Source organism: Pseudomonas fluorescens Q2-87 (assembly GCF_000281895.1).
GTDB classification, from domain to species: domain Bacteria; phylum Pseudomonadota; class Gammaproteobacteria; order Pseudomonadales; family Pseudomonadaceae; genus Aquipseudomonas; species Aquipseudomonas fluorescens_S.
The window spans coordinates 2743631-2764397 of record NZ_CM001558.1 but is presented as its reverse complement, the minus strand read 5'-3'; the positions used below and the strand labels follow the sequence as shown (position 1 = coordinate 2764397).

Below are 20767 nucleotides of genomic sequence, written 5' to 3'. Positions count from 1 at the left end.
GAACACCTCGGTCGCGGTTGGTGCCTCCCCCCCCGAAACATCCTGTTCCACCTCCCTGACACCCCACGCTCACAATGAGAACTCTCTCATATCCCGCCCCCCACGCCGTTTCTTAAACTTATCCAGAGAGACCTTATCGACACCGGCCAAATCGCAGTGCGCCCCGTCCGGTCTCACGCCTTGAATGCCGAGCACTGCGTCCACTGGATTCCCCCCATGAAAAAAACTTCCCTCGCCCTGTGCCTTGGCCTGGCAACCAACCTGGCAGGCACCGCGGCGCTTGCCAACACCGGTACCATCCACTTCCAAGGTGAAATCACCGCCAGTACCTGCCCCATCGAAGTCGTCAACCCAGGCGATGGCACCATCGGCAATACCGTTTACATGGGCAGTGTCGATGCCAGTCACTTCACCCAGGTCGGGGATGAACTGCTGGGCAAGGACTTTGTCCTGCGCGTCAAAGGCGGCTCAGGCTGTGTGATCGCCCCTGGCCAAACCGCCACTACGACCTTCAACGGTGCCGCCGACAGCAGCGGCGACTACTTTGCCGTTGCCCCGACACCGGGCCATGCGACGGGCGTGTCCATCGCGATCCGCGACAAGTCGGGCGCCGCCATCGCACCCGGCACAAGCTCCGTCGCGTACAACCTGGTCGCCGGCGGCGAAACCGACATGCTCTTCCATGCCCGTTATCGCTCGACCGCTGCCACGGTAACGCCGGGACCTGCCTCGGCGCACATCATGTTCCTTGTGAACATCATCTGATTTCCGCCCGCGCACGCCATGAGTTGCCGGCTTGTACGCCGGGCTCCCCGTGGCGCAAGCGCACTGCACCTCAGGCGCTGCCCCGCGCCTGATCCACCGGTACTTTTCTATGTTCACGTTCATCAAACAGCCTGGGGCCGCGCGGTCAATTCTTGGCGCCTGCGCGGCACTGTCGATCTTGTTTTTCCAGAGTGCCCAGAGTCAGGCGGCGCTGAGCCTGAGCGGCACCCGCGTGGTGTTCGACAGTGATAAACGCAGTGTTTCGCTGATCATCGCCAACCCCAGCGAGAATATATTTGCCGTCCAAACCTGGGTAAACACCGCTGCCGACGACACCACCACCGCCGTCCCCTTCATGCCGTCACCCACGTTGTTCCGGCTCAACCCCGGCAAGGAGCAACAAGTGCAGATCAATGCACTCCCCAACACCTTGCCGACGGACCGTGAATCGCTGTTCTATTTCAACGTCCAGGAAATTCCTCAGGCCGATACCAGCCACACCAACGCCCTGAATATCGCCCTGCGCACACGGATCAAACTGTTCTATCGCCCCAGCCAAATCAAAGACAACCCGCAAGCCCGCCTCAAGGATCTGCAGTGGTCGATCGAGCAGGTCAACGGCTCGGTGCAGTTGGTGGTCTACAACCCAACCCCCTTCCATGTCTCATTCAGCCGGCTTGAAGTCAGCGACCAGCGCCAATCCGAAGAACTGAATAACCCGGCCATGTCGGCGCCGCTGCAACGCCAGACATTTGCCTTGGGCCGGATCAAACCGACAGCCGGCTTGCAGGTCACTTTCGCCACAGTCAATGACTACGGCGCTTTCAGCGCGCCTTTGACCGCCCCCGTGCAGCTCCCTTCAACACTGTGACGCCATGCGCTCTCGGACACTTTTAATGACTCGACTCTTGAAACGCTCGGGTATCGGCGGCGAAGCACGCCTGGCTCGCTGGGTCGCCCTGGGTGCCAGTACGGCACTGCTCGATATCACACCCGCGCTGGCCGATGCGACGGTTGAATTCCAATCCGGTTTCCTGCGCCAGCATCCGGAATACACTCACGATGCCGGGGCATTGGCACTCAGTGCGCTGGGCCAGCGTCAGGACCTTGGGCCGGGGCGCTATCGGGTCGAACTTCAAATCAACCGGCGCTCCTTTGGCCTGCGTGAGCTCGACTTCAGCCTCAGCCCCGAGGGCGACCTGCTGCCCTGCCTATCGTCCGATTTGCTTCAAGAGCTGGGCGTACGTCTCGACGACCTGGCCGACAACCAAGCGCTGAACACCGACTGCATCGACCTGGCCAGCGCAGTCCCCGGGGCCAATATCGAGTTCGAAGGCGCCAAGCTGTGGTTGTCACTCTCGGTTCCCCAGATCGCCATGCGCAGGAATCAGTCAGGTTATGCCGACCCCGAGCGCTGGGATCACGGAATCAACGCGGCCTTTATTAATTACCAGGTGTCGGCGCAGCAGAGCAATCATCAACAAGGCGGCTCCAGCCAGAGTGATGACCTGTACCTCAACAGTGGGCTGAATCTGGGCGCCTGGCGTTTGCGCAGCAACCAGACGTTACGCCGCAACGAACAGAACCAACGCGAGTGGAGCAGCGCCTATACCTATGCCCAGCGCGATCTTCCCGGCTTGCAAGCCAATCTGACCCTGGGTGAAACCTTTACCCGGGGCGATGTGTTCAGGAGCCTGCCCATCAAGGGCGCGATCATTGCCTCGGACCCAGACATGCTGCCCGATGCCCTTCAGGGGTATGCCCCTGTCATACGAGGCGTGGCCCAGACGCGGGCCAAGCTCGAGGTCCTGCAAAACGGTTACCCGATCTACTCCACCTATGTCAGCCCCGGCGCTTATGAAATCGATGATCTCACTACCGTGGGCGGCAGCGGTGAACTGGAAATTGTATTAACCGAAGCCGATGGCCAGGTTCATCGCTACACGCAGCCTTACGCCACACTCAGCAATCTTTTGCGCGAAGGTCTCTGGCGTTACAGCGCGACAGTGGGGCATTACAACGCCATCAGCGAGGGTGACCACCCTCTGCTCTGGCAAGGTACGCTGGCCTGGGGGCTCGGCTGGAGCACGACGTTATATGGCGGCGCGATGGGCAGCGACTTTTATCGGGCCGTCACACTGGGGGCCTCCCGGGACTTGGGTGCGCTGGGCGCCCTGGCCTTGGACCTGAGTCACTCCGATACGCAGGCAAGCCAGGACGTGCAAGGCAAGAGTTACTCGGTCAAATACGGCAAATCATTCCAAAGCGGGACCCAGCTGCGTTTCGCTGGCTATCGCTATTCCACCGAGGGTTACCGCGATTTCGACGAAGCGGTGCGCGACCGCGAGCACGACGTCCGTTTTTTCGGCAGCCGACGCAGCCGTCTCGAAGCGGCAATCAACCAGAAAATCGGGAAACACAGCTCCGTCAACCTGACGTTCTCGCACCAGGATTACTGGCAAACGAATAACACCCAACGCCAGTTCCAGTTCAACTTCAATACCCAACACAAAGGCGTGACCTATAACGTCTATGCCTTGCAATCGCTCAGAGACAGCGACAAACGCAACGTGGGCGAGCAGCGCCAAATGGGGTTGAGCGTATCATTGCCGCTGGACTTCATGCCTTCGAGCACTGCCACGTTCGACGTACAGAACAACGCTGGGCGCCACAGCCAGAGGGCCAGCCTGAGTGGTAACAGTCTTGAGAACCGGCTCAACTATCGAACCAGCATCAGCCACGACTCGCAACAGCGACAGTCAGCCGAGTTGGCTTTAGGTTTTCAAGGAGCCACTGGCAGCGTCGGCGCCGGGATCACTCAAAGCAGCCACTACCGCACGACCTCACTGAACGCCAGCGGCGCATTGCTGCTTCATGCCGATGGTATCGAAGCCGGCCCGTACCTGGGAGAAACGCTGGCGTTGGTTGAGGTACCGGATATCCCCGGTGTGGGAGTCAAGAACGCGACAGGCGTGAAAACCAATGCCCAAGGCTTCGCGCTGGTCCCTTACCTGCGGCCCTATCGAATGAACCAGGTGTCCCTGCAAACGGATGATTTGGGGCCTGAAATCGAGATCGACAATGGCACCGCGCAAGTCGTCCCACGCCGCGGGGCCGTGGTCAAGACCACCTTCACCGCGCGCACCATCAATCGCCTGTTGATCAGCGGGCAAACGGCTCACGGCCAGGCCCTGCCTTTCGGCGCTCAGGTCAGCGATGCCCAGGGCACTGTTCTGGGTACCGTGGGCCAGGCCGGCCAGGTATTGCTCTCTGTAGGGCCCGAGCCACAACAACTTAACGTGCACTGGGCACCGGGCGACGCCCCTCAATGCCGGCTGGACGTCAATCCGCAGACGATGGAGCAGGTGCAGGGCTATCGCATTCAGGCGCTGACATGCCATTGACACGCGCCATCCAGCCACTGGCAAACAGCCTATTGTCATGCCCGACCCCACAGGAAACACCATGAAACAATCGACACGACTGCTGCTGACATCTCTGGTGCTGGTCACCGGCAGCCCGACTTCATCCGCATTCGCCGCCCCCGATACGTGCTGGTGGGAGGCCGGAAGTGGCCCCCTGCATTTCCAGCCTCAATTGGGCACGCTTTATGTCCCTCGGGACGCTGCCGTAGGAAGTGTCATCGGCACCTTGAACAAACACACCTTCACCAGCGGCGGTGGTTCGCAACTGGACTGCAGCGTCGATACCCCCGGCACCATCCTCAACTTCCAGGCCCAGCCAACCGCCCCGCTGTTCGCCGGCCAGTTGCCGCCGGTTGACGGGTTCGATGTGAACGGCAAGGTATTCAACACCAATATTCCAGGCGTGGGCGCCTTGATCCGCCTGGATTTTCCCTTCGATGGCAGCGGCAACAACACCTTCATCCCCATCGGCGGACCGACCTATCGCCCGATCGTGCCCTTCGCTGGCTATCAGGACCAGATCACCACGTTCATACGCTTTACATTGCGCAACCTGCGGACCTACACCACCCTGATCAAAACCGGCCCCATTCCGACCGGTCCCAACCCACTGGATGGCCGCGAACTGTTCAGCGGGACCTTTACCGGCGTCGGCAAAGGGTTCGGCGTAGGCCCCGTGGGCACGGTGATTCAGGCTCATTGCGGCATCTCGGGCAACCCGGTAAGCGTCAATCCAGTGCCACTAGGGACCTGGGACACCTCCGAGTTCACAGGCCCCGGCTTCGGCACCACCCTTGCGCCTTTTACCATCACGCTCAGCGCCTGCGAAGCCGACCCGTCAGATGGCAATATCGCCGTCGCAACGATCAAGCTCGATGGTGTTCTGGGGTCCGTCCCCGTCGATGAAAACAACGGCGTTTTCAGCCTGACCGCAGACTCTGGAGCATCAGGCGTAGGTGTTCAGATCCTCAGGGGCGACGGCCTGACCCCTGTCGCACTGGGTATGGAAGTTCCCCTGGTGCCCATCACATCCGGCACGACGGTGCTGGACTTCAACGCACGCTTCTACCAGATAGCGCCTCACGTCACTCCCGGTGTGGCCAAAGGCGCGTTGACTTTCACCATGACCTACAAATGAGCGCGAGGCGCATCCCTGAAACGGTAATACCTCATGCTCAAGGGTCAGTTGGTTAATTGAGGATCTATGGTTGGAAAGTCGTGCCAGGTCTGCTTATTGTCAAAGCTGACCTTCGCGATGAAAGTGAGCTTTTCACCGATTTGAAATCTGCGAAGCTCCGTCTTGAGTATCTGTCCTGCTTGCATTTCACCCACCGAAGTCACAGGCTGAGCATCGAGAATCGTCACGGTGTGAGCGCCTCCCGCACTCAGCAATCCCCTCATCTCGACCCTGAGGAACTGTGACGTCGCCATGTACTTCCAGCTACCCAGCCTGAGAACAGCCGCCCCGCCCTCGGGAATGCTGGCCAAGCTCAACATCGTCGCATTAAAACTGGTGGACTGAAGGACCGGCAACCCGCCGCTCAGGCTGGAGATCGTCAGGCTGTGCGTCTGAGACTCAAGCGGTGTGGGAATATTGGGACCGGTCACCTCGAAGATTATCGGTATGTTTTTTCGCAGGTTGCGGGCGACATACTCCTTGGGAATGCGGTACTCCCGCCCTTCTGTGACGATGGGTGTGTCAGCGCGATAGAATCCGAAACTACCCTCTTCACCAAACAGTACGGCGGCGGTCTCCGTATCCGAGATGATCGCGTTTTGAGGGATGGCAACAATGACGCCATTATTGACGACAGCCGCAAGGTTTGGATCGAGCCGACTGGCCTGCGGGTTGCCGGAGGCTTCTCTCACCCATGGATAGGACAGATCACGCGGTGTCGGTGCAGCCTTCACATCCAGCTCAACCCGCCCCGACAACTCACTGATGTTCCCCGCCCGGTCTTCGACACGATATCGCGCATACCCCACACGATCGCCAAAGTCGCGAAACGCCTTCCCCTCATACACGCCCTCAAGAGCGTTGGGTACCGGGTGCGGAACAGTCAATTCACCGACCTTTAGCTGATCTGGGTCTCCGGTTCCGTTTTTTTCGTTCAAATACAAGGTAATGATATCGCCGACCTTGGGGCCACCCCGCTGCTCATCATAACGGGGGATACCGACCTTCACTTGATCGTTGTTCTGCTCTAGATATTGGGCCGTTACCCCACCTGTCAGGATCGCTTCAGGAAACTGCGCAAGGTCGTCAGTCTGGTTGAGCAGCGGCTTGAGGGTATCGATGGTCAGGGTAAGATCAAAAGAGTCAGCCTCGGCCATGTTGTACAGGTGTAGAAAATAATGAAGTGAATATTCACCATGGATGAGGAAATGGACCGGAACATAAAATACCCGATCCGCGTCGGGCACCTCGGCGGTCCAGGTCTTTGTTTCCAGATCATCGTCTCCCCAATACAGCGTGACCCACTCCGGCTCATGGGGCTTGGGATTGGAATTCAACCACTTGGGAATAGTGATGGGCAAGGGCGCTTCCAGGGCGCTCTTATGCAGCAGATTGGTTTCGCCTCCGTCGATATTTGGCAAGGCCACGACCGTAGGCGGATCGTAAATCGGGACTTGGTTTTTGCCGAACGTACTGGAATTTTTCGAATTTGACATCATGGACCCTCCTATCAACACATGAGTAACCACGCCTCCAAAGCCACTACTGTCCAGAGATGCCCATTAGATTCCAAAACCAAACCGTTGAGTACTAACAGAACTGCTCAGTTGACAGACTCCAAAAAAGAGTTCATGAAAATGAAACAAGGACCGTTACGGTCCTTGCTCGTTTGACTAACCCTCATGCCGTCTCGTGAAAACAATCCACGGAGCTGACCTTTTAAACAAAGCTGATCAGAACTTGTATTCCACGCCGAAGTTTACTCCCCATGGCTGATCAATCTTTTTGCCTTGGCTGTAATCGACGTCGGCGTGCACTTGCACTTTATCCGCGACGTTCATGGCAACGCCACCTCCCAACTCCAGGCGAGAACCGGAAAGGTCATTGTTGAAGCTTGTGCTATTGACCTTGACCTGATTGTCTTTGGCAAACTCGTTGACCAGCGCCGCCTTGAGGTAAGGCTGAAGCATCTGCCCATTACCCAGGTCGATATCCCGACCGGCACTTGCACCCACTTTGCCCAGCAAGGAATAACTCCGGTTGCCATCGGCAGCCATGCCATTATCCAATTGGTAACGTTTGCCCTGAACCGCCAGCGCCGAGACTTGCCCAAAAGGCTCGATGAAATAGCCTTCGTCCAACTTGATATGCCGACCAAACTCCAGCGTGGTGCCCAATCCATGGGTGTCGTACCGCCCCTTGGCCTGTGCCCCGTCACTGAGACTGACCTTGGACTCATTTTGGAAGCGGTTAAACTTGAGCACGCCGTCGAAGTAGTAACCGCTCTCGGCGTCCAGCCAAGTGGCATAAGAACCGACATAAAAGCTGTTGACCGTGCCCGAGGTCCCATGAATCAGGTCCAGGTCGGACCGGCTATAACCACCCATCAGGCCAAACACCCACTGTCCATCCCCAACTGACGGCACGGGGGTATCCACACCAAAAGCCAATCCCTGCTGGGTCTGCCTATAGGCCATTCCGGAGTCGGCAGAAACATCGAAGCGGTTGCCATACGCCCGCATCCAGCCGCCAGACTGCCCCTGGTTCATCCGCACTTCGCCCATGCGCGAACGCAACGTGCTCAGTTCGCCATACCAGACCGTACGCGAGGCATCGAACAGCGCCAGCACCGACGCCGTACCAGGACTGATGGTTTTGCTCGCACCATCGAGATACCAGTCATTGGCGCCATCCTTGAGCAAATCATAAGAATAAGTACCCAAGTCTACCCGGCCATTGATCAACGAGAACGCAGCATCGCCGCTGGCCGCGTGGACGACATGGATGCGCTGGTTGGTCAGCGTCGGGTCCGCACCGGTACTGGCCACGTCAAGCGTATGAGTACCGGTTGCTGTCCCCGTGATATTCAGAAAATCGGCTTGCCCGTTGGAAAAGTCCGCATGCATGATGAAATTGCCGTTACCGCTGAGATTCTCCACCGACAAGGTATAGAAACTGCCAGGCTGACCAAACTGAACCTCCCCCCCTGCCATCGACAGATTCTTTAGCTGACTGTCTTCGACCATGACCCATTTGCCCAAGCTATTGACCGCCAGGGTATCGACGTTCTCCAGGCGCCCGGTCAAGGTGGCGAAGTTGCTCAAGGCCACCTTCGCGACGCTGCCCGCTTCGGCCACCACATCACCGAGCAGAACGCTGTTATCGACATTCAGCCCCGCCATGCCACCGTTCGTAACTTGCAGCATCACACCATCGCTGCCCTTGAGGGTCGAGCCATTGCTCACGTCGATCACCGCTTCGCGATCAGGGAGTCCGGCAACGCTGCTCACGACGATGGCCGCACCATTCAAGCCTTCGACATGGCTGGCATCCAGCGTTAGCTGGTTTTCCTTTACCGAAGAGATGTCATTACGCAAGACAACACCGTTCTGACCGCCCGTGATTCGGGTGTTGTTGCTGGCCTGGACCGTGCCACCGAAACTGACGATACCCGTGCCCGTGGCACCCGTTGCAGTCACCGTGGCGTTGCTCAGCGTCAGCTCACTTGCAGCACTGAGGGAGGCGCCGCGGGCGCCGCCGATGAGCGAGCTGTCCGTGACCGTGGCTTTGGCCCCCAACACATTGCCCGTCAAGGCCAGCGCTATACCGTTGCTGGTCACGGTGCTGTTGGCGGCAATGTTTGCAGTACTATCGACCAACTCCACGCCGTTACTGGATCCACCTGTGACTGTCGTGCCATTTAGATTGACCGTGCCACCGATAGCCACCTGAATATCCTGGGTGGAGGCACCATTGGCGGTCAGGGTGGAGTTACCAAACAGCTGATAATTGTCGGGACGGCCCCCAGCGCCAATGGTCAGGTCTTCGTCCGTCAATGTACGGGCCTGAGTGAATTGACAGACCATGATAAACGGGGCAACGGAGGCCAGCGCAAGACACCGCGATATAGGGTTTAATGCAAACGTGCAATTGGAAAATATCATGCTTGATTCCCTGGAGAAGGAAAGTTAATTCCAAGTGTCATATCCAGGCTAGCAACTCGCCGGGCGACACTTAATACGGCCGGCGAGTCTATAGATTAGCCCTGTGGGCATATGTAGGACTTTTCTGATTCTCTACCGACAACTCCTTCTTTGATCACGCAAAAGTAAACAGACCTAACTCCAGCGGCAAAGGGGTCGCACCTTCACCGCCGGATACGTGATGATGATCAAGGGAGTGGGCACGAGCCGTGACCTAGGAACATGGTCACCCGCGCCTCGCTCTCCTCAGAAGTAATCGTCTCTCCATCTACAACATAGGAGTAGGTGATTCGCCCTCGCCCCTCACTGCCCCCCGGACCAAATGGGTCATACGTGGGCAGAAGGTGCTTTTCGTAGGGTTTTACCAGCCAGATGAAGCCTGTCACCGGCCAGGTGGTGTCATCCAGGGTGACCGTTTCATCCTTCTCGGCCCCATCGATCGGCGTTTCTCCAGCGGTACCCGCCAGCGCGACCCAGTGCAGGGTCACCTGATCCCCGTTGCCCAAGTTGTAAGGCGGGCCCGATAGATCAGGCACTTGCACACGAATGGCGTAGTCGGGACCATAGAGCGAATCGCAATTCAAGAACGGGCCACTTTTATCGGGAAAGGTCGGCGCAGCGGGCTTGAAGATGACCGCGCTCACCTCGACCGGCGTGTCGTCCGAACGTTGGCGGTTGGGAGAATTGGGAGAATTGATCCAGTACCACACCGGCACCTCGTCGCCATTGCCGCCGTTGTCGATGTAGGACCACGGAATGATTTGCGTTTTTTCATAGCCCTCTTTATCAGTGGGCAAGACCGTATAATCGGCTTCGACGACGTGCTCGCCGTTCCAGTAAATCTTTACGATTTCGTCCGCCTTCACATTCGGGTACAACTTAAATACAAAGTTGGCATTTTTATTATTGTGCGCTCGGGTCAAAACGTTAGGCGTTGTTGAATTCTCGCCAAAGACGTCACCCAATGGGATGTCACCATTGATCGGATCAGGCCAAGGATCGGTGGGCGTGGGCCCCGGTAGCCAAAAATTGGTCACGACCGTAATCCCTGTTTCAATGTCCGAACCATAGGGCTCCGTGCCTCGAAGTACGCGATAACTTACTTGAATACTAATCGGCCCGGTCGCAGCGCCGTATTCGCTACGCAGCACGTCGGGGTCGATGCGGATGCTCTTGGTTGGGGCCAAACCCATGGTTTCCAAAGGAAGCACTGTCGTTCCCCAGGTCACCTCAATGTAATCGGTCCCCTTTCGCCCCGTATAGGTTTTGACGACTGCATCCACGCCATCCAGAGCATCTTGAAAATCGAGGAACCCCTTGAATGTCGCTTGCGGTACTTCGACTCTTTGAAGATCAGGGGGCGGCCAAGTGCCCAAGGCCACGCCCAAGCGGGTTAGGTCAGACAGCGGAGTGCGATTCTGCGCTTTGTCGCGCAGTGCATACACCGCATAGCAGCCACCATCCCCCACCCTCTGAATGACGTCGACAGGTATCCGTAATGTCAGGTCATTCGGTACAAAACCTGTGACCGTAGGCGGGGTACCGGGCAGGTTATCCGGCAACGGGAGTGTTCCGTACCACAGAAAATATTCATCGCTTGCCGCACGGTCGTCATATTCGTCAAGGATCGCCGGAACCCCAAGAGGATTAGCCGCCAAAACAGCATCGGTGATGGGAGACATAATGGTTAACGGTTCGGGCTCCTTATGGTTATAGGGGGGCGTGCTATCGAAAATACGAGTGGTAGGTAGTGACTTGTCTTTCTGGTGGTTGTAACTATCTAAATACGCTCTGAATGTATAAACGCCATCGATGGCAAAGTGCTTGCGCTCAAGGGTCAGTTCAAACGGAAAAGCGGTTTGCGGGTCGACCGGATAAGGAAAGCTTCTTTCAGCAACGTCTTCATAGTCATCTTCATCAGGCGTCGCACCCGAAGCGAACTGCAAATACATGATCGACTCATCATTCGGAAGTGCCGGCAAGTCAGAGAAACCCAAGAATTTGACTTGCAGATCCCTATCCAGATCTTCGCTATGGAGCGTACCGTCTGTGCTATCAACCACCCTGGCCAGAAGCTCAGGAGGATCCAAAGCCTTGGGCCCTGAATGCTGTTCACGTCGCTGCGCGAGGTAGTCAATACGAGCCTGCGCCGCACTGGTTTTCTTGTCCACGCTTGCCATATCCGATTCTCCTGATATTCAGACCGTCGTGATTGGAGCTACCGCCGTAAAGCTCGGCACACAATGCCCATGGACATCTCGAAGCGTTTCACATCGACCAATAGGGCCTGCGACTGATTGAACGCCCTCTTTCATATCTTGGATACTGTCAGAGTTGACAGGTCGTCCTTTTACAGAGCCCAAGCAGCGACTGCCCGCCAGAAAAGCCGGGGGTTCAAACCAAGGGACTATTCGCCAAGCCCAGGCCGCATCCCGTGCCAGCACATTTAGTTAGCCTGCTTTCTTTTATCCTCACCTCGCGCCATGATGAGGCTCTCTTACCGCTGCCCGCGAACGAGCCCTATGCCCACGCCCTCACCTGCCTCCAGCTCCCTGTCGATCACCCTGCAGATCGTCTCCATCGTTTTCTACACCTTCATCGCCTTCCTCTGCATCGGCCTGCCGATTGCCGTACTACCCGGTTACGTCCATGAACAATTGGGCTTCAGCGCGGTGGTGGCCGGGTTGACCATCGGTTCACAGTACCTGGCGACCCTGCTCAGCCGCCCCATGGCCGGGCGGCTGTCGGACAGCGTCGGCACCAAGCGGGCGATCGTCTATGGTTTGTCGGGGATCGTGCTCAGCGGCGTCCTGACGTTGCTCTCGACCATGCTGCAAAGCTTCCCGCTGCCCAGCCTGCTGATCCTGATTGCCGGCCGCTTGCTGCTCGGCGTGGCCCAGGGCCTGATTGGCGTGGGCACCATCAGTTGGTGCATGGGCCAGGTCGGTGTGGAGCACACGGCACGTTCGATTTCGTGGAATGGCATTGCCTCGTACGGCGCCATTGCCATCGGCGCTCCGCTGGGGGTAGTGATGGTCGGTGAGCTGGGCTTCGCCAGCCTGGGCATCGTCTTGTCGTTGCTGGCCGGGGGCGCGCTGTTGATGATTCGCAACAAACCCTCGGTGCCGGTGCTTCGTGGCGAGCGCCTGCCTTTCTGGGCGGTATTCGGGCGTATTGCGCCCTATGGGGCGAGCTTGAGCCTGGCCTCGATCGGCTACGGCACGCTCACCACTTTCATCACCCTGTTTTATGTCAGCCGCGGCTGGACCGGCGCGGCCTGGTGCCTGACGGTCTTCGGCGTCTGCTTCATCCTCGCGCGGTTATTGTTCATTTCCAGCATCGCCCGCTTCGGAGGGTTCAACTCGGCCATCGCCTGCATGAGCATCGAAACCCTGGGCCTGGCCTTGCTCTGGGTGGCACCCTCCACCGCCTTCGCGCTGGTTGGCGCAGGGCTGGCGGGCTTTGGGCTGTCGTTGGTGTACCCGGCGCTGGGTGTCGAGGCCATCAAGCAAGTGCCGAACACCAGCCGCGGCGCAGGCTTGAGCGCCTACGCGGTATTTTTTGACCTGGCCCTGGCGATTGCCGGACCCTTGATGGGCGCGGTGGCGTTGAACCTGGGCTATTCGTCGATTTTCTTCTGCGCGGCACTGCTCTCTGTTACCGGGCTGGGCCTGACCTTGTTGCTGCGAGGCCGAGCCGAAAAAGCCGATTATTGATCAGCGGTCCGCAACCCCGCCCGGCTCGGTTTGCCCAGCGCCTGGCCAAAGAAGCGGCTGGCCTCGGTAATCATCGTGCGATGGATGTCCTTGCGATCAATGCCATCAGCGTCAGTGCACAGCGCCGGCATTGCCGCGATCTGCTCTTCGGTGCAGGGTGCCAGGAACACAAAGTGCCCTGCCCCGGCCAATGTCTTGAAGTCCGGCGCGATGGGCAGTTTGCGGGCCAGCGCGGCGGCGTTCTTGTCGAAAGCCACCAGCTTGTCGCCATCGCCGCTGTAAAGCAGCACCGGCACATGGACGTCAGCCAGGGTATGGCGACCAAACTTGAGGCTCAACGGAGCCATGAGCAACAACGCCCGAACCCTGGGATCGGCCACTGGTTGCAAGTCGTCCCGGTCTGCGATCACTTCGCCCTGGGTGCTGCAAGCGTCACGGTCATCCGGGCGTTCCTGGCAGTAGCGACGCAAGCGGTTGAGATCGGGTGTGGCGCCAGAGAGGATCAACGCCGTCTCGCCGCCCGCTGAATAACCGATCACGCCAACTTGCCCAGCGTTGACGAAAGGCGAGAGCATCGGGTCATTGAGCGTTGCGGTAATGGCTTCGGAAATCTGGATCGGCCGCCCGTACAGGTTGCTGAGCGTACCCAGCCGGCTATGGTCCTGGGCGTTGTCGCCGGGATGAATCACCGCCACCACCACGAACCCCTTGCGTGCCAGCGAAGTGGCGAGGTCATGCAGGGCCAGCGGCGTGCCGGTGTTGCCATGGGACAACATGAGCAGCGGGAATCGGCCGATGGCAATCTGGGCCTCGGGCGCGGCGTCGATCTGGTAGCCACCCAACTGGCTGGACTGTTCCCTGGCGGTGGACGGATAAAAGGCAATGGCGTGCATCGGCTGCTGATCCAATGGATCAAGAAAGCTGAGTTCGTGAAAACCAGCGCTCCAATGAGGATGCGGGGCCGGCGCGGCCTGCACCGACCCCGGGCTGCCCAGCAGGCAAAGCAGTACCGCTGCACCAAGACGTATCATCGTTTTTTTCCACCCTTCGCCACCACGCAGCATGCCTGGTAGCGCATAGCCTTGGCTTGCATAACCTGCGCCAGAAGCTCAACGCCAGACGCAAGAAAACCCTGCACCCTGGCCATCCAATGTTGACCAGAATACAGGGTTTTACCAAGGCTGCCCGAAGGGGCGGGTGTTTTTACACAAGCCTTACGCGGCGGCGAACTGTTCGCTGATTTGAGCCTTGGCTTCGTTCAGGCCCTTGGCACGCATGTCGTCTCCCTTGGCCAGCCCTTCAGCACGGACGAACTCGATGTCGGTGATGCCGAGGAAACCGAACATCACTTTGAGGTATTCCTCATGGCCCACGCTGCTCGGCTGGCCGGCATGCAAGCCGCCTGCGGTGGAGACGATGACCAGTTTTTTGCCGACGCACAGGCCTTCGAAGCCAGCTTCGGTGTAGCGGAACGTCTGCCCGGCGACGGCGATGCGGTCGATCCACGCCTTGAGCTGGGTCGGAATACTGAAGTTGTACATCGGCGCCGCGATGACCACTGCGTCGGCGGCCTGGAATTCGGCCATCGTGGTAGCGCTAAGCTCAGCCTCGTGTTGCAGGGCGGCATCCCGCAATTCAGCGCTGGTGCCTGCGGCAATCAACGTCTGGGCAGAAAAATGGCTGATGGCATCGGCGGCCAGGTCACGGTAGGTCACCACGATGCCAGGCTCGGCGGCCTGCCAGGCCTGGACCAGCTCACGGCTTAATTGGCGGGAAGCGGAATTGTCGCCAAGGATGCTCGAATCGATATGCAACAGTTTCATGAGAGTGCTCTCCAAGTGAGGATCGCGACCAGGCGATCAATTGGCGATCATCCTATCGATCAAACCAATAACCGATAAGGCAGCATAAATGCGATAGTTCGTCCCACTGACAGGACAATCGAGCGCAACATGCAAGACCTCAACGATCTGTACTACTTCGCCAAAGTCGTCGAAGCCGGCGGCTTTGCGGCGGCCGGACGTGTATTGGGCGTCCCCAAGTCGCGGCTGTCCCGGCGTATCGCCGAGTTGGAGGAGCGGCTCGGCGCACGCCTGCTGCAACGCACCACCCGCCAGCTGAAACTGACAGCAGTGGGCGAACGCTATCTGCGCCATTGCCAGGCCATGCTGCTGGAGGCCGAAATGGCCGATGAAGCGGTCGCGAGCATGTCCAGCGAGCCGCGCGGGCGACTGCGCGTTTCGAGCCCGGTAGGCTTGGCTCACCAGATCCTGCCGCACGTAATCGCGTCGTTCATGGCGAAGTTTCCCCAAGTCCAGCTGGAAATGACCTTGGTGAACCGCCGCGTTGACCTGATAAGCGAAGGCATCGATGTGGCACTGCGGGTCCGTGACCTCGGCGACGAAGACCCGCTGCTAATGACTCGGCGCTTGCGCCAGGCGCGGCTGATCCTGGTCGCCAGCCCGGCGTTCGTCCAAGGGCGACGGATAGACGTTCCGCAGGACCTCAAGCACTTGCCGGTGCTCGGCGCCTTGGATGCTGATCGCCTGGTGCACATGCGCTTGCGCAATGACGGCGGCGCCAGCGTCGATTTGGCCCTGGAAGCGCGCCTGGGCATCGATGATTTCATCGTGCGCCGCGCCTGCGCGCTCGCAGGCCTGGGGCTTACCTTGTTGCCGAGCATGTATTGCGAGGAGGAACTGCGCGACGGCACACTGGTTGAGCTATTGCCCGGGTGGTCGTTGCCAGACGGCTGGCTCCAGGCGGTCTATCCCCACCGACGCGGCATGCTGCCGGCGGTGCGTGCGTGGATCGACCATCTGGTGGAAGCTTTCGAAAAATGCGGAGAAAGATTGATATGAGCTTGAGCGAAGAGGATGTCGCACGATTCTGCCTGGGCTTGCCGGGCGCCAGGGAAGACTACAAATGGGGCGGCGTCAGGGTGTTCTCCATCGCGGGGAACAAGATGTTTGCCCTTCAGGGGTTGCGGGGCGACTCGTTGGCGTTCAAGGTCGACAAGGATCTGTTTCTTGGACACTGCGACCGGCCGGGCATCCATCCGGCACCGTACCTGGCACGGGCCCAGTGGGTAATCATGCAAGTCCCCTACCCGTTGGGCGCCGAAGAACTGCGTGGCTTGCTGCAACGCTCCCACCAATTGGTGGTCAGCAAATTGCCCAAGCGCACGCAGGTTGGCCTGCTGCTCCAGTGAGGTTCAGAACAACGCCAGCAGATGGCCGCCGAGGAACAGCTGGTCAATCCAGAACACCTGGTGCAGCAGGACGATGAACCAGAACACCATTTGAAACGACACCTTGCGGGTCTTGTGACGAAACACCTGCTGGGCCAGCAAGGCGCCAGGCCAACCGCCCGCCAGCTCCACGGCGTGCAGCACGTTCTCCGGGGTGCGCCAGGCGTCGGCGCGGGCCTTGCGCTTGTCATTCCAATACAACACGAACGCCACCACGCTGACGCCGCCATAGGCCACCAGTGGCACCCAGGACGCCTCCTTGAGCCCGAGAACCAAGGAGCCGAACAGCGGCAACGCACACAACAGCGCAAACACCGTCAGCTTGAGCCGCAGGTTCTGCACCGCACCGCTGGCATTGCGCACAGCGGGCTTGCGGATGGCCGGATCACTCATGGCTTGGCGGCGGTCCAGTCCACCCAACCGAACTGCCACGTGGCCAGGATCAGCAGGCCAAAGGCGATTCGATACCAGGCAAATACGGCATAGCTGTGGCTGGCGATGAAGCGCAGCAGGGCCTTGACCGCAATCATGGCAAAAATGAACGCGGTGACGAAGCCGATGGCGAACACCGGGAAGTCCGCCGGGACGAACAGTTCGCGGTATTTATAGCCCGAATAGACGGCCGCACCGACCATGGTCGGCATCGCCAGGAAAAACGAGAACTCGGTCGCGGTCTTGCGCGACAAGCCGAACAACAGCCCGCCGATGATGGTCGCGCCCGAACGGGAAGTGCCGGGGATCATCGCAATGCATTGGGCCAGGCCGACCTTCAAGGCGTCCTTCCAGGTGATCTGGTCGACGGTTTCAGCGTGCACTTGGTGCTGGCGCTTCTCGGCCCAGAGCATTACAAAACCGCCTATCACCAGCGCTGCAGCCACGGTGATCGGGTTGAACAGGTAGTGATGAATCCAGTCGGCGAGCAGCACGCCCAATACCACGGCGGGCAGGAAGGCGATCAGCAGGTTGGCGGTGAACCGACGAGCGCTGGGCTGGGTTGGCAAGCCCAGCACCACGTCGAAGATCTTGCGTCGAAACTCCCAGACCACCGCGAGAATCGCGCCGAGCTGGATGATGATGTTGAACGCCATCGAACGCTCGCCGCCAAATTCGAGCAAGTCAGCGACAACAATCTGGTGCCCCGTGCTGGAAATCGGCAGGAACTCCGTCAAGCCTTCCACTACGCCAAGAATCAGTGCCGAAAAGGCAGTCCACAAATCCATTCATCCCCCAAAAAAGACCCTGCTGGTGCGGGTCTCATCAATATTCAAGTGTCATGCAGGTGCCCGCAGGCGTGCACGATAACGGCGATCATCGAAAAAAAACCAATGAAACATCCGGATCGGCTCAGGTTTTACGCTGCGGGGCCGAAATCCTAACAGACAAGCCCTGATAACGCTGCCGCGTTATGACCCAGGTCAATCACGCGTACCCGGCGGGCGCTAAAGTGCCGCCGTCGTTATGACAAGAATAAGAAACCGGAGTGACAGCGTATGAATAGCTTGCGCAGTGTGTCGATCAGCCGACGCTTGTGGCTCATCCTGGTCGTCGCCATCGTGATGTTGGTGACGCTGGGTGCACTGATGCTGAAACAGATCCATAGCGATCTTTACCAAGCCAAGGTGCAGAAAACCCAGCATGTGGTGCAGACCGCCAGTGGCGTGCTGAGCTATTACTACGGTTTGGAAACGGCGGGCACCCTGACCCGCGATGCCGCGCAGAAACAGGCGCTCAGCGCCGTGCGGGGCCTGCGCTATAACCAGACTGATTATTTCTGGATCAACGACCTCACGCCGGTCATGGTCATGCACCCGACCAACCCGAAACTCGAAGGCCAGAACCTCTCGGCGATCCGCGACCCGAACGGCTTTGCGCTGTTCAACGAGATGGTCACCATCGCCAAGTCCAAGGGCGCCGGCATGGTGAACTACCTCTGGCCGAAACCAGGCGCCGAGGCACCGGTGGGCAAGACTTCCTACGTGCAATTGTTCGAACCGTGGGGCTGGGTCATCGGCTCGGGCGTTTATGTGGATGACGTTCAAGCCGAATTCCAGTCCCAAGTGGTCAAGGCCTCGTTGATCGGGCTGGTGATTACCCTGCTCATGGCCCTGCTGCTGACACTGATCGTGCGCAGCATCGTTCGCCCCTTGCAGGAAACGGTCAACGCCATGGCCAACATCGCCAGCGGCGAAAGCGACCTGACCCGTACCCTCGACACCCATGGCCAGGACGAAGTCACCCAGCTGGCCCGGCATTTCAACGCCTTTACCGCCAAGCTGCGGCAAGTGGTGAGCCAGTTGCAGGCCTCGGCCAGCGCCTTGGGGCAGTCTTCCAGCGAGCTGGGCAACGATGCCGCCCAGGCCCAGGAACGCAGCCAGCAACAATCGCAACAGATGGAATTGGTGGCCACCGCAATCAACGAGGTGACTTATGGCGTGCAGGATGTGGCCAAGAACGCCGAGCACGCCGCCAGCGAGATGCGCGACGCCGAGTCCCAGGCCCAGCAAGGCCAGGTCAACATCGACGGCAGCTTGCAGCAGATCGACCGACTGTCCCAGACCATCGATCAGGCGGTGGAAGTGATCCGCACCCTGGCGAGCGAAAGCACGCAGATTGGCAGCGTGCTGGAAGTGATTCGCTCCATTGCCGAGCAAACCAACCTGCTGGCCCTCAACGCCGCGATCGAAGCCGCCCGCGCCGGGGAACAAGGCCGGGGCTTCGCCGTGGTGGCCGATGAGGTGCGCCTGCTGGCCCAGCGCACGCAAAAGTCCACCGCCGAAATCCAGGCGATGATCGAACGCTTGCAGAATCATTCGGAAGCCGCGGTGAAAGTCATCAGCGACAGCAGCCGGGCCTCGCAACTGACCATCGAACAGGCCGGTCTGGCAGGTGCCAGCCTCAATGCAATCGGCCAGGCCCTGCGCAACCTCAACAGCCTGAACGCATCCATCGCCAGCGCCACCTTGCAACAGGCTCACGTGGTGGAAGACATCAACCAGAACGTCACCCAAGCGGCGGGCCTGTCCCACAGCACCGCCATCGCGGCCGAACAGTCCAGCCTGGCGAGCACACGCCTCAAGGCACTGAGCGAAGAGCTGAACGGGTTGCTCAAGCAGTTCCGGGTCTGACGGGCCAATGTTCACTTAAGACTGTTGTGATTCATTGTGGCGAGGGAGCTTGATCCCGCTTGAGTGCGAAGCGCTCACAAAAAAGGGGCCGCTACGCAGCCCAGCGGGAGCAAGCTCCCTCGCCACGGGGCACATTCAGCATTGAGGTTGGAGCTGCCCACGCCATAACGTTTACAATCCCCGCCCTCTCCGACTTCCCCAAGGAACCGCCATGTCCGGGCTTGAACTGTTTGCCGCAGCCCTCGGCGTGATCGCTGTCTGGCTGACCGTCAAGCAGAACCCCTGGTGCTGGCCGATCGGCCTGGTCATGGTGCTGCTGTACAGCTGGATTTTCTTCGAAGTGAAGCTGTACTCGGACATGCTGTTGCAGGTGATCTATGCCGTGTTGCAACTCTACGGCTGGTGGCAATGGACACGCGCAGGGCACGATCATCAGGGACGACAGGTTTCACGCCTGGGCGGGCCGTCGGTGTTGCTTGGCCTGGCCGTCGGGGCTGCAGGCAGCCTGCTGCTGGGCGCCGCCATGGCGCACTGGACCGATGCCGCGCAGCCCTGGCTCGACGCGGCCCTGACCGGTTTCAGCCTCGTGGCCCAGTGGTGGATGGCACAGAAGCGCGTGCAATGCTGGCCGCTGTGGATCGCCCTGGACCTGATCTTTGTCGGCCTGTTCGTCTACAAGGGCTTGTATCTGACCGCCGCGCTGTACGCCCTGTTTACCTTGCTGGCGGTACAAGGCTGGCGGGAATGGCGCGCCGACCCGGCGCTGCGCACATGAAGGTAGTGGTGCTGACCGGCCCGGAGTCCAGCGGCAAGAGCTGGCTCGCGGCGCAATTGCAGGAGCACTTCGGCGGCTTGCGGGTCGATGAATACGTTCGCTACTTCATGGAGCAAAATCCGCGCGATACCTGCCTGGGCGACATCACCGAAATCGCCAGCGGCCAACTGGCCTGGGAGGACGCCGCTCGCGCTGCTCGGCCGTCGTTGCTGATCCTCGATACGCACCTGCTGAGTAATATCCTCTGGAGCCAGACCTTGTTCGGAGATTGCCCGAGCTGGCTCGAACCGGCCTTGCTGGCGCGCCATTATGACCTGCACTTGCTGCTGAGCCCCGAACAGGTCGAATGGACCGGTGACGGCCTGCGCTGCCAGCCCGAACTTGAGCAACGGCTGAAGTTTTTTCAGGCCATCGAGGGTTGGCTGGTTCATCACCGGCAGCCATTTCAAGTGGTCGGAGGGGATTGGGGTCGTCGGCAGGCCCAGGTGTTCGCGGCCGTGGCCCGGCTGCTCGAAACCTGACTGTCCCCGTGTCAGCTGTTTCATCGCTGA

Annotated in this window: 17 protein-coding genes; 10 read left to right on the top strand and 7 right to left on the bottom strand. The window is 59.4% G+C overall.

Annotated elements, in window-relative coordinates; translation table 11 throughout:
• The first annotated feature begins 216 nt into the window (after positions 1–216).
• From PFLQ2_RS15355 to PFLQ2_RS15370, 4 genes are all read left to right on the top strand, one after another.
• Complete coding sequence (locus tag PFLQ2_RS15355) at positions 217–765, top strand: fimbrial protein (RefSeq protein WP_003181265.1); 549 nt, start codon at positions 217–219, stop codon at positions 763–765.
• A 109-nt stretch (positions 766–874) separates the two neighbouring features.
• Positions 875–1636 carry a fimbrial biogenesis chaperone gene (locus PFLQ2_RS15360; protein ID WP_003181264.1) on the top strand — a complete coding sequence of 254 codons (762 nt, stop codon included), beginning with the start codon at positions 875–877 and terminating at the stop codon, positions 1634–1636.
• Between the two features lie 25 nt (positions 1637–1661).
• A complete protein-coding gene (locus PFLQ2_RS15365) occupies positions 1662–4169 on the top strand; it encodes a fimbria/pilus outer membrane usher protein (protein WP_003181263.1) in 2508 nt (835 codons plus the stop codon).
• 61 nt (positions 4170–4230) lie between these two features.
• A complete protein-coding gene (locus PFLQ2_RS15370; RefSeq protein WP_003181262.1) occupies positions 4231–5328 on the top strand; it encodes a fimbrial protein in 1098 nt (365 codons plus the stop codon).
• A gap of 44 nt (positions 5329–5372) precedes the next feature.
• On the opposite strand, the gene PFLQ2_RS15375 is transcribed toward PFLQ2_RS15370, so the two are convergent.
• From PFLQ2_RS15375 to PFLQ2_RS15385, 3 genes are all read right to left on the bottom strand, one after another.
• On the bottom strand, positions 5373–6866 hold the full coding sequence (locus PFLQ2_RS15375; protein WP_003181259.1) for a hypothetical protein: 1494 nt from the start codon (positions 6864–6866) through the stop codon (positions 5373–5375).
• Between the two features lie 234 nt (positions 6867–7100).
• Positions 7101–9233, bottom strand: coding sequence for an autotransporter outer membrane beta-barrel domain-containing protein (locus PFLQ2_RS15380; protein ID WP_003181257.1), 2133 nt, complete (start codon positions 9231–9233; stop codon positions 7101–7103).
• A gap of 305 nt (positions 9234–9538) precedes the next feature.
• Entirely contained in the window at positions 9539–11530 is a 1992-nt protein-coding gene (locus PFLQ2_RS15385) for a hypothetical protein (RefSeq protein ID WP_003181255.1), read from the bottom strand.
• Between the two features lie 342 nt (positions 11531–11872).
• On the opposite strand from PFLQ2_RS15385, the gene PFLQ2_RS15390 reads away from it, so the two are divergent.
• On the top strand, positions 11873–13066 hold the full coding sequence (locus tag PFLQ2_RS15390; RefSeq protein WP_003181252.1) for an MFS transporter: 1194 nt from the start codon (positions 11873–11875) through the stop codon (positions 13064–13066).
• Here the strand turns inward: PFLQ2_RS15390 and PFLQ2_RS15395 are convergent.
• A complete protein-coding gene (locus PFLQ2_RS15395) occupies positions 13060–14097 on the bottom strand; it encodes an alpha/beta hydrolase family protein (RefSeq protein ID WP_003181249.1) in 1038 nt (345 codons plus the stop codon). The genes PFLQ2_RS15390 and PFLQ2_RS15395 overlap by 7 nt on opposite strands.
• Positions 14098–14280: 183 nt before the next feature.
• Entirely contained in the window at positions 14281–14889 is a 609-nt protein-coding gene (locus PFLQ2_RS15400) for an FMN-dependent NADH-azoreductase (RefSeq protein ID WP_003181248.1), read from the bottom strand.
• Between the two features lie 129 nt (positions 14890–15018).
• Here PFLQ2_RS15400 and PFLQ2_RS15405 point away from each other — a divergent pair, with 129 nt between their 5' ends.
• Positions 15019–15927, top strand: a complete 909-nt coding sequence (locus PFLQ2_RS15405) for a LysR substrate-binding domain-containing protein (protein ID WP_003181246.1) — start codon at positions 15019–15021, stop codon at positions 15925–15927.
• A complete protein-coding gene (locus PFLQ2_RS15410) occupies positions 15924–16277 on the top strand; it encodes an MmcQ/YjbR family DNA-binding protein (RefSeq protein ID WP_003181244.1) in 354 nt (117 codons plus the stop codon). The genes PFLQ2_RS15405 and PFLQ2_RS15410 overlap by 4 nt, the downstream gene beginning before the upstream one ends.
• Positions 16278–16280: 3 nt before the next feature.
• Here PFLQ2_RS15410 and PFLQ2_RS15415 read toward each other — a convergent pair whose 3' ends face one another.
• On the bottom strand, positions 16281–16709 hold the full coding sequence (locus PFLQ2_RS15415) for a DUF1294 domain-containing protein (RefSeq protein WP_003181242.1): 429 nt from the start codon (positions 16707–16709) through the stop codon (positions 16281–16283).
• Complete coding sequence (locus PFLQ2_RS15420) at positions 16706–17536, bottom strand: undecaprenyl-diphosphate phosphatase (RefSeq protein ID WP_003181239.1); 831 nt, start codon at positions 17534–17536, stop codon at positions 16706–16708. Before PFLQ2_RS15420 ends, PFLQ2_RS15415 begins: the two co-directional genes overlap by 4 nt.
• A gap of 270 nt (positions 17537–17806) precedes the next feature.
• Here PFLQ2_RS15420 and PFLQ2_RS15425 point away from each other — a divergent pair, with 270 nt between their 5' ends.
• From PFLQ2_RS15425 to PFLQ2_RS15435, 3 genes are all read left to right on the top strand, one after another.
• The gene (locus tag PFLQ2_RS15425) at positions 17807–19441 is read left to right on the top strand and encodes a methyl-accepting chemotaxis protein (protein ID WP_003181238.1); all 1635 of its coding nucleotides are present in this window, start codon (positions 17807–17809) and stop codon (positions 19439–19441) included.
• Between the two features lie 211 nt (positions 19442–19652).
• Positions 19653–20216 (top strand): nicotinamide riboside transporter PnuC, encoded by a 564-nt coding sequence (gene pnuC, locus PFLQ2_RS15430; RefSeq protein WP_003181236.1) that lies wholly within the window; start codon positions 19653–19655, stop codon positions 20214–20216.
• Complete coding sequence (locus PFLQ2_RS15435) at positions 20213–20737, top strand: AAA family ATPase (RefSeq protein WP_003181234.1); 525 nt, start codon at positions 20213–20215, stop codon at positions 20735–20737. The genes pnuC and PFLQ2_RS15435 overlap by 4 nt, the downstream gene beginning before the upstream one ends.
• Positions 20738–20767: the final 30 nt, after the last annotated feature.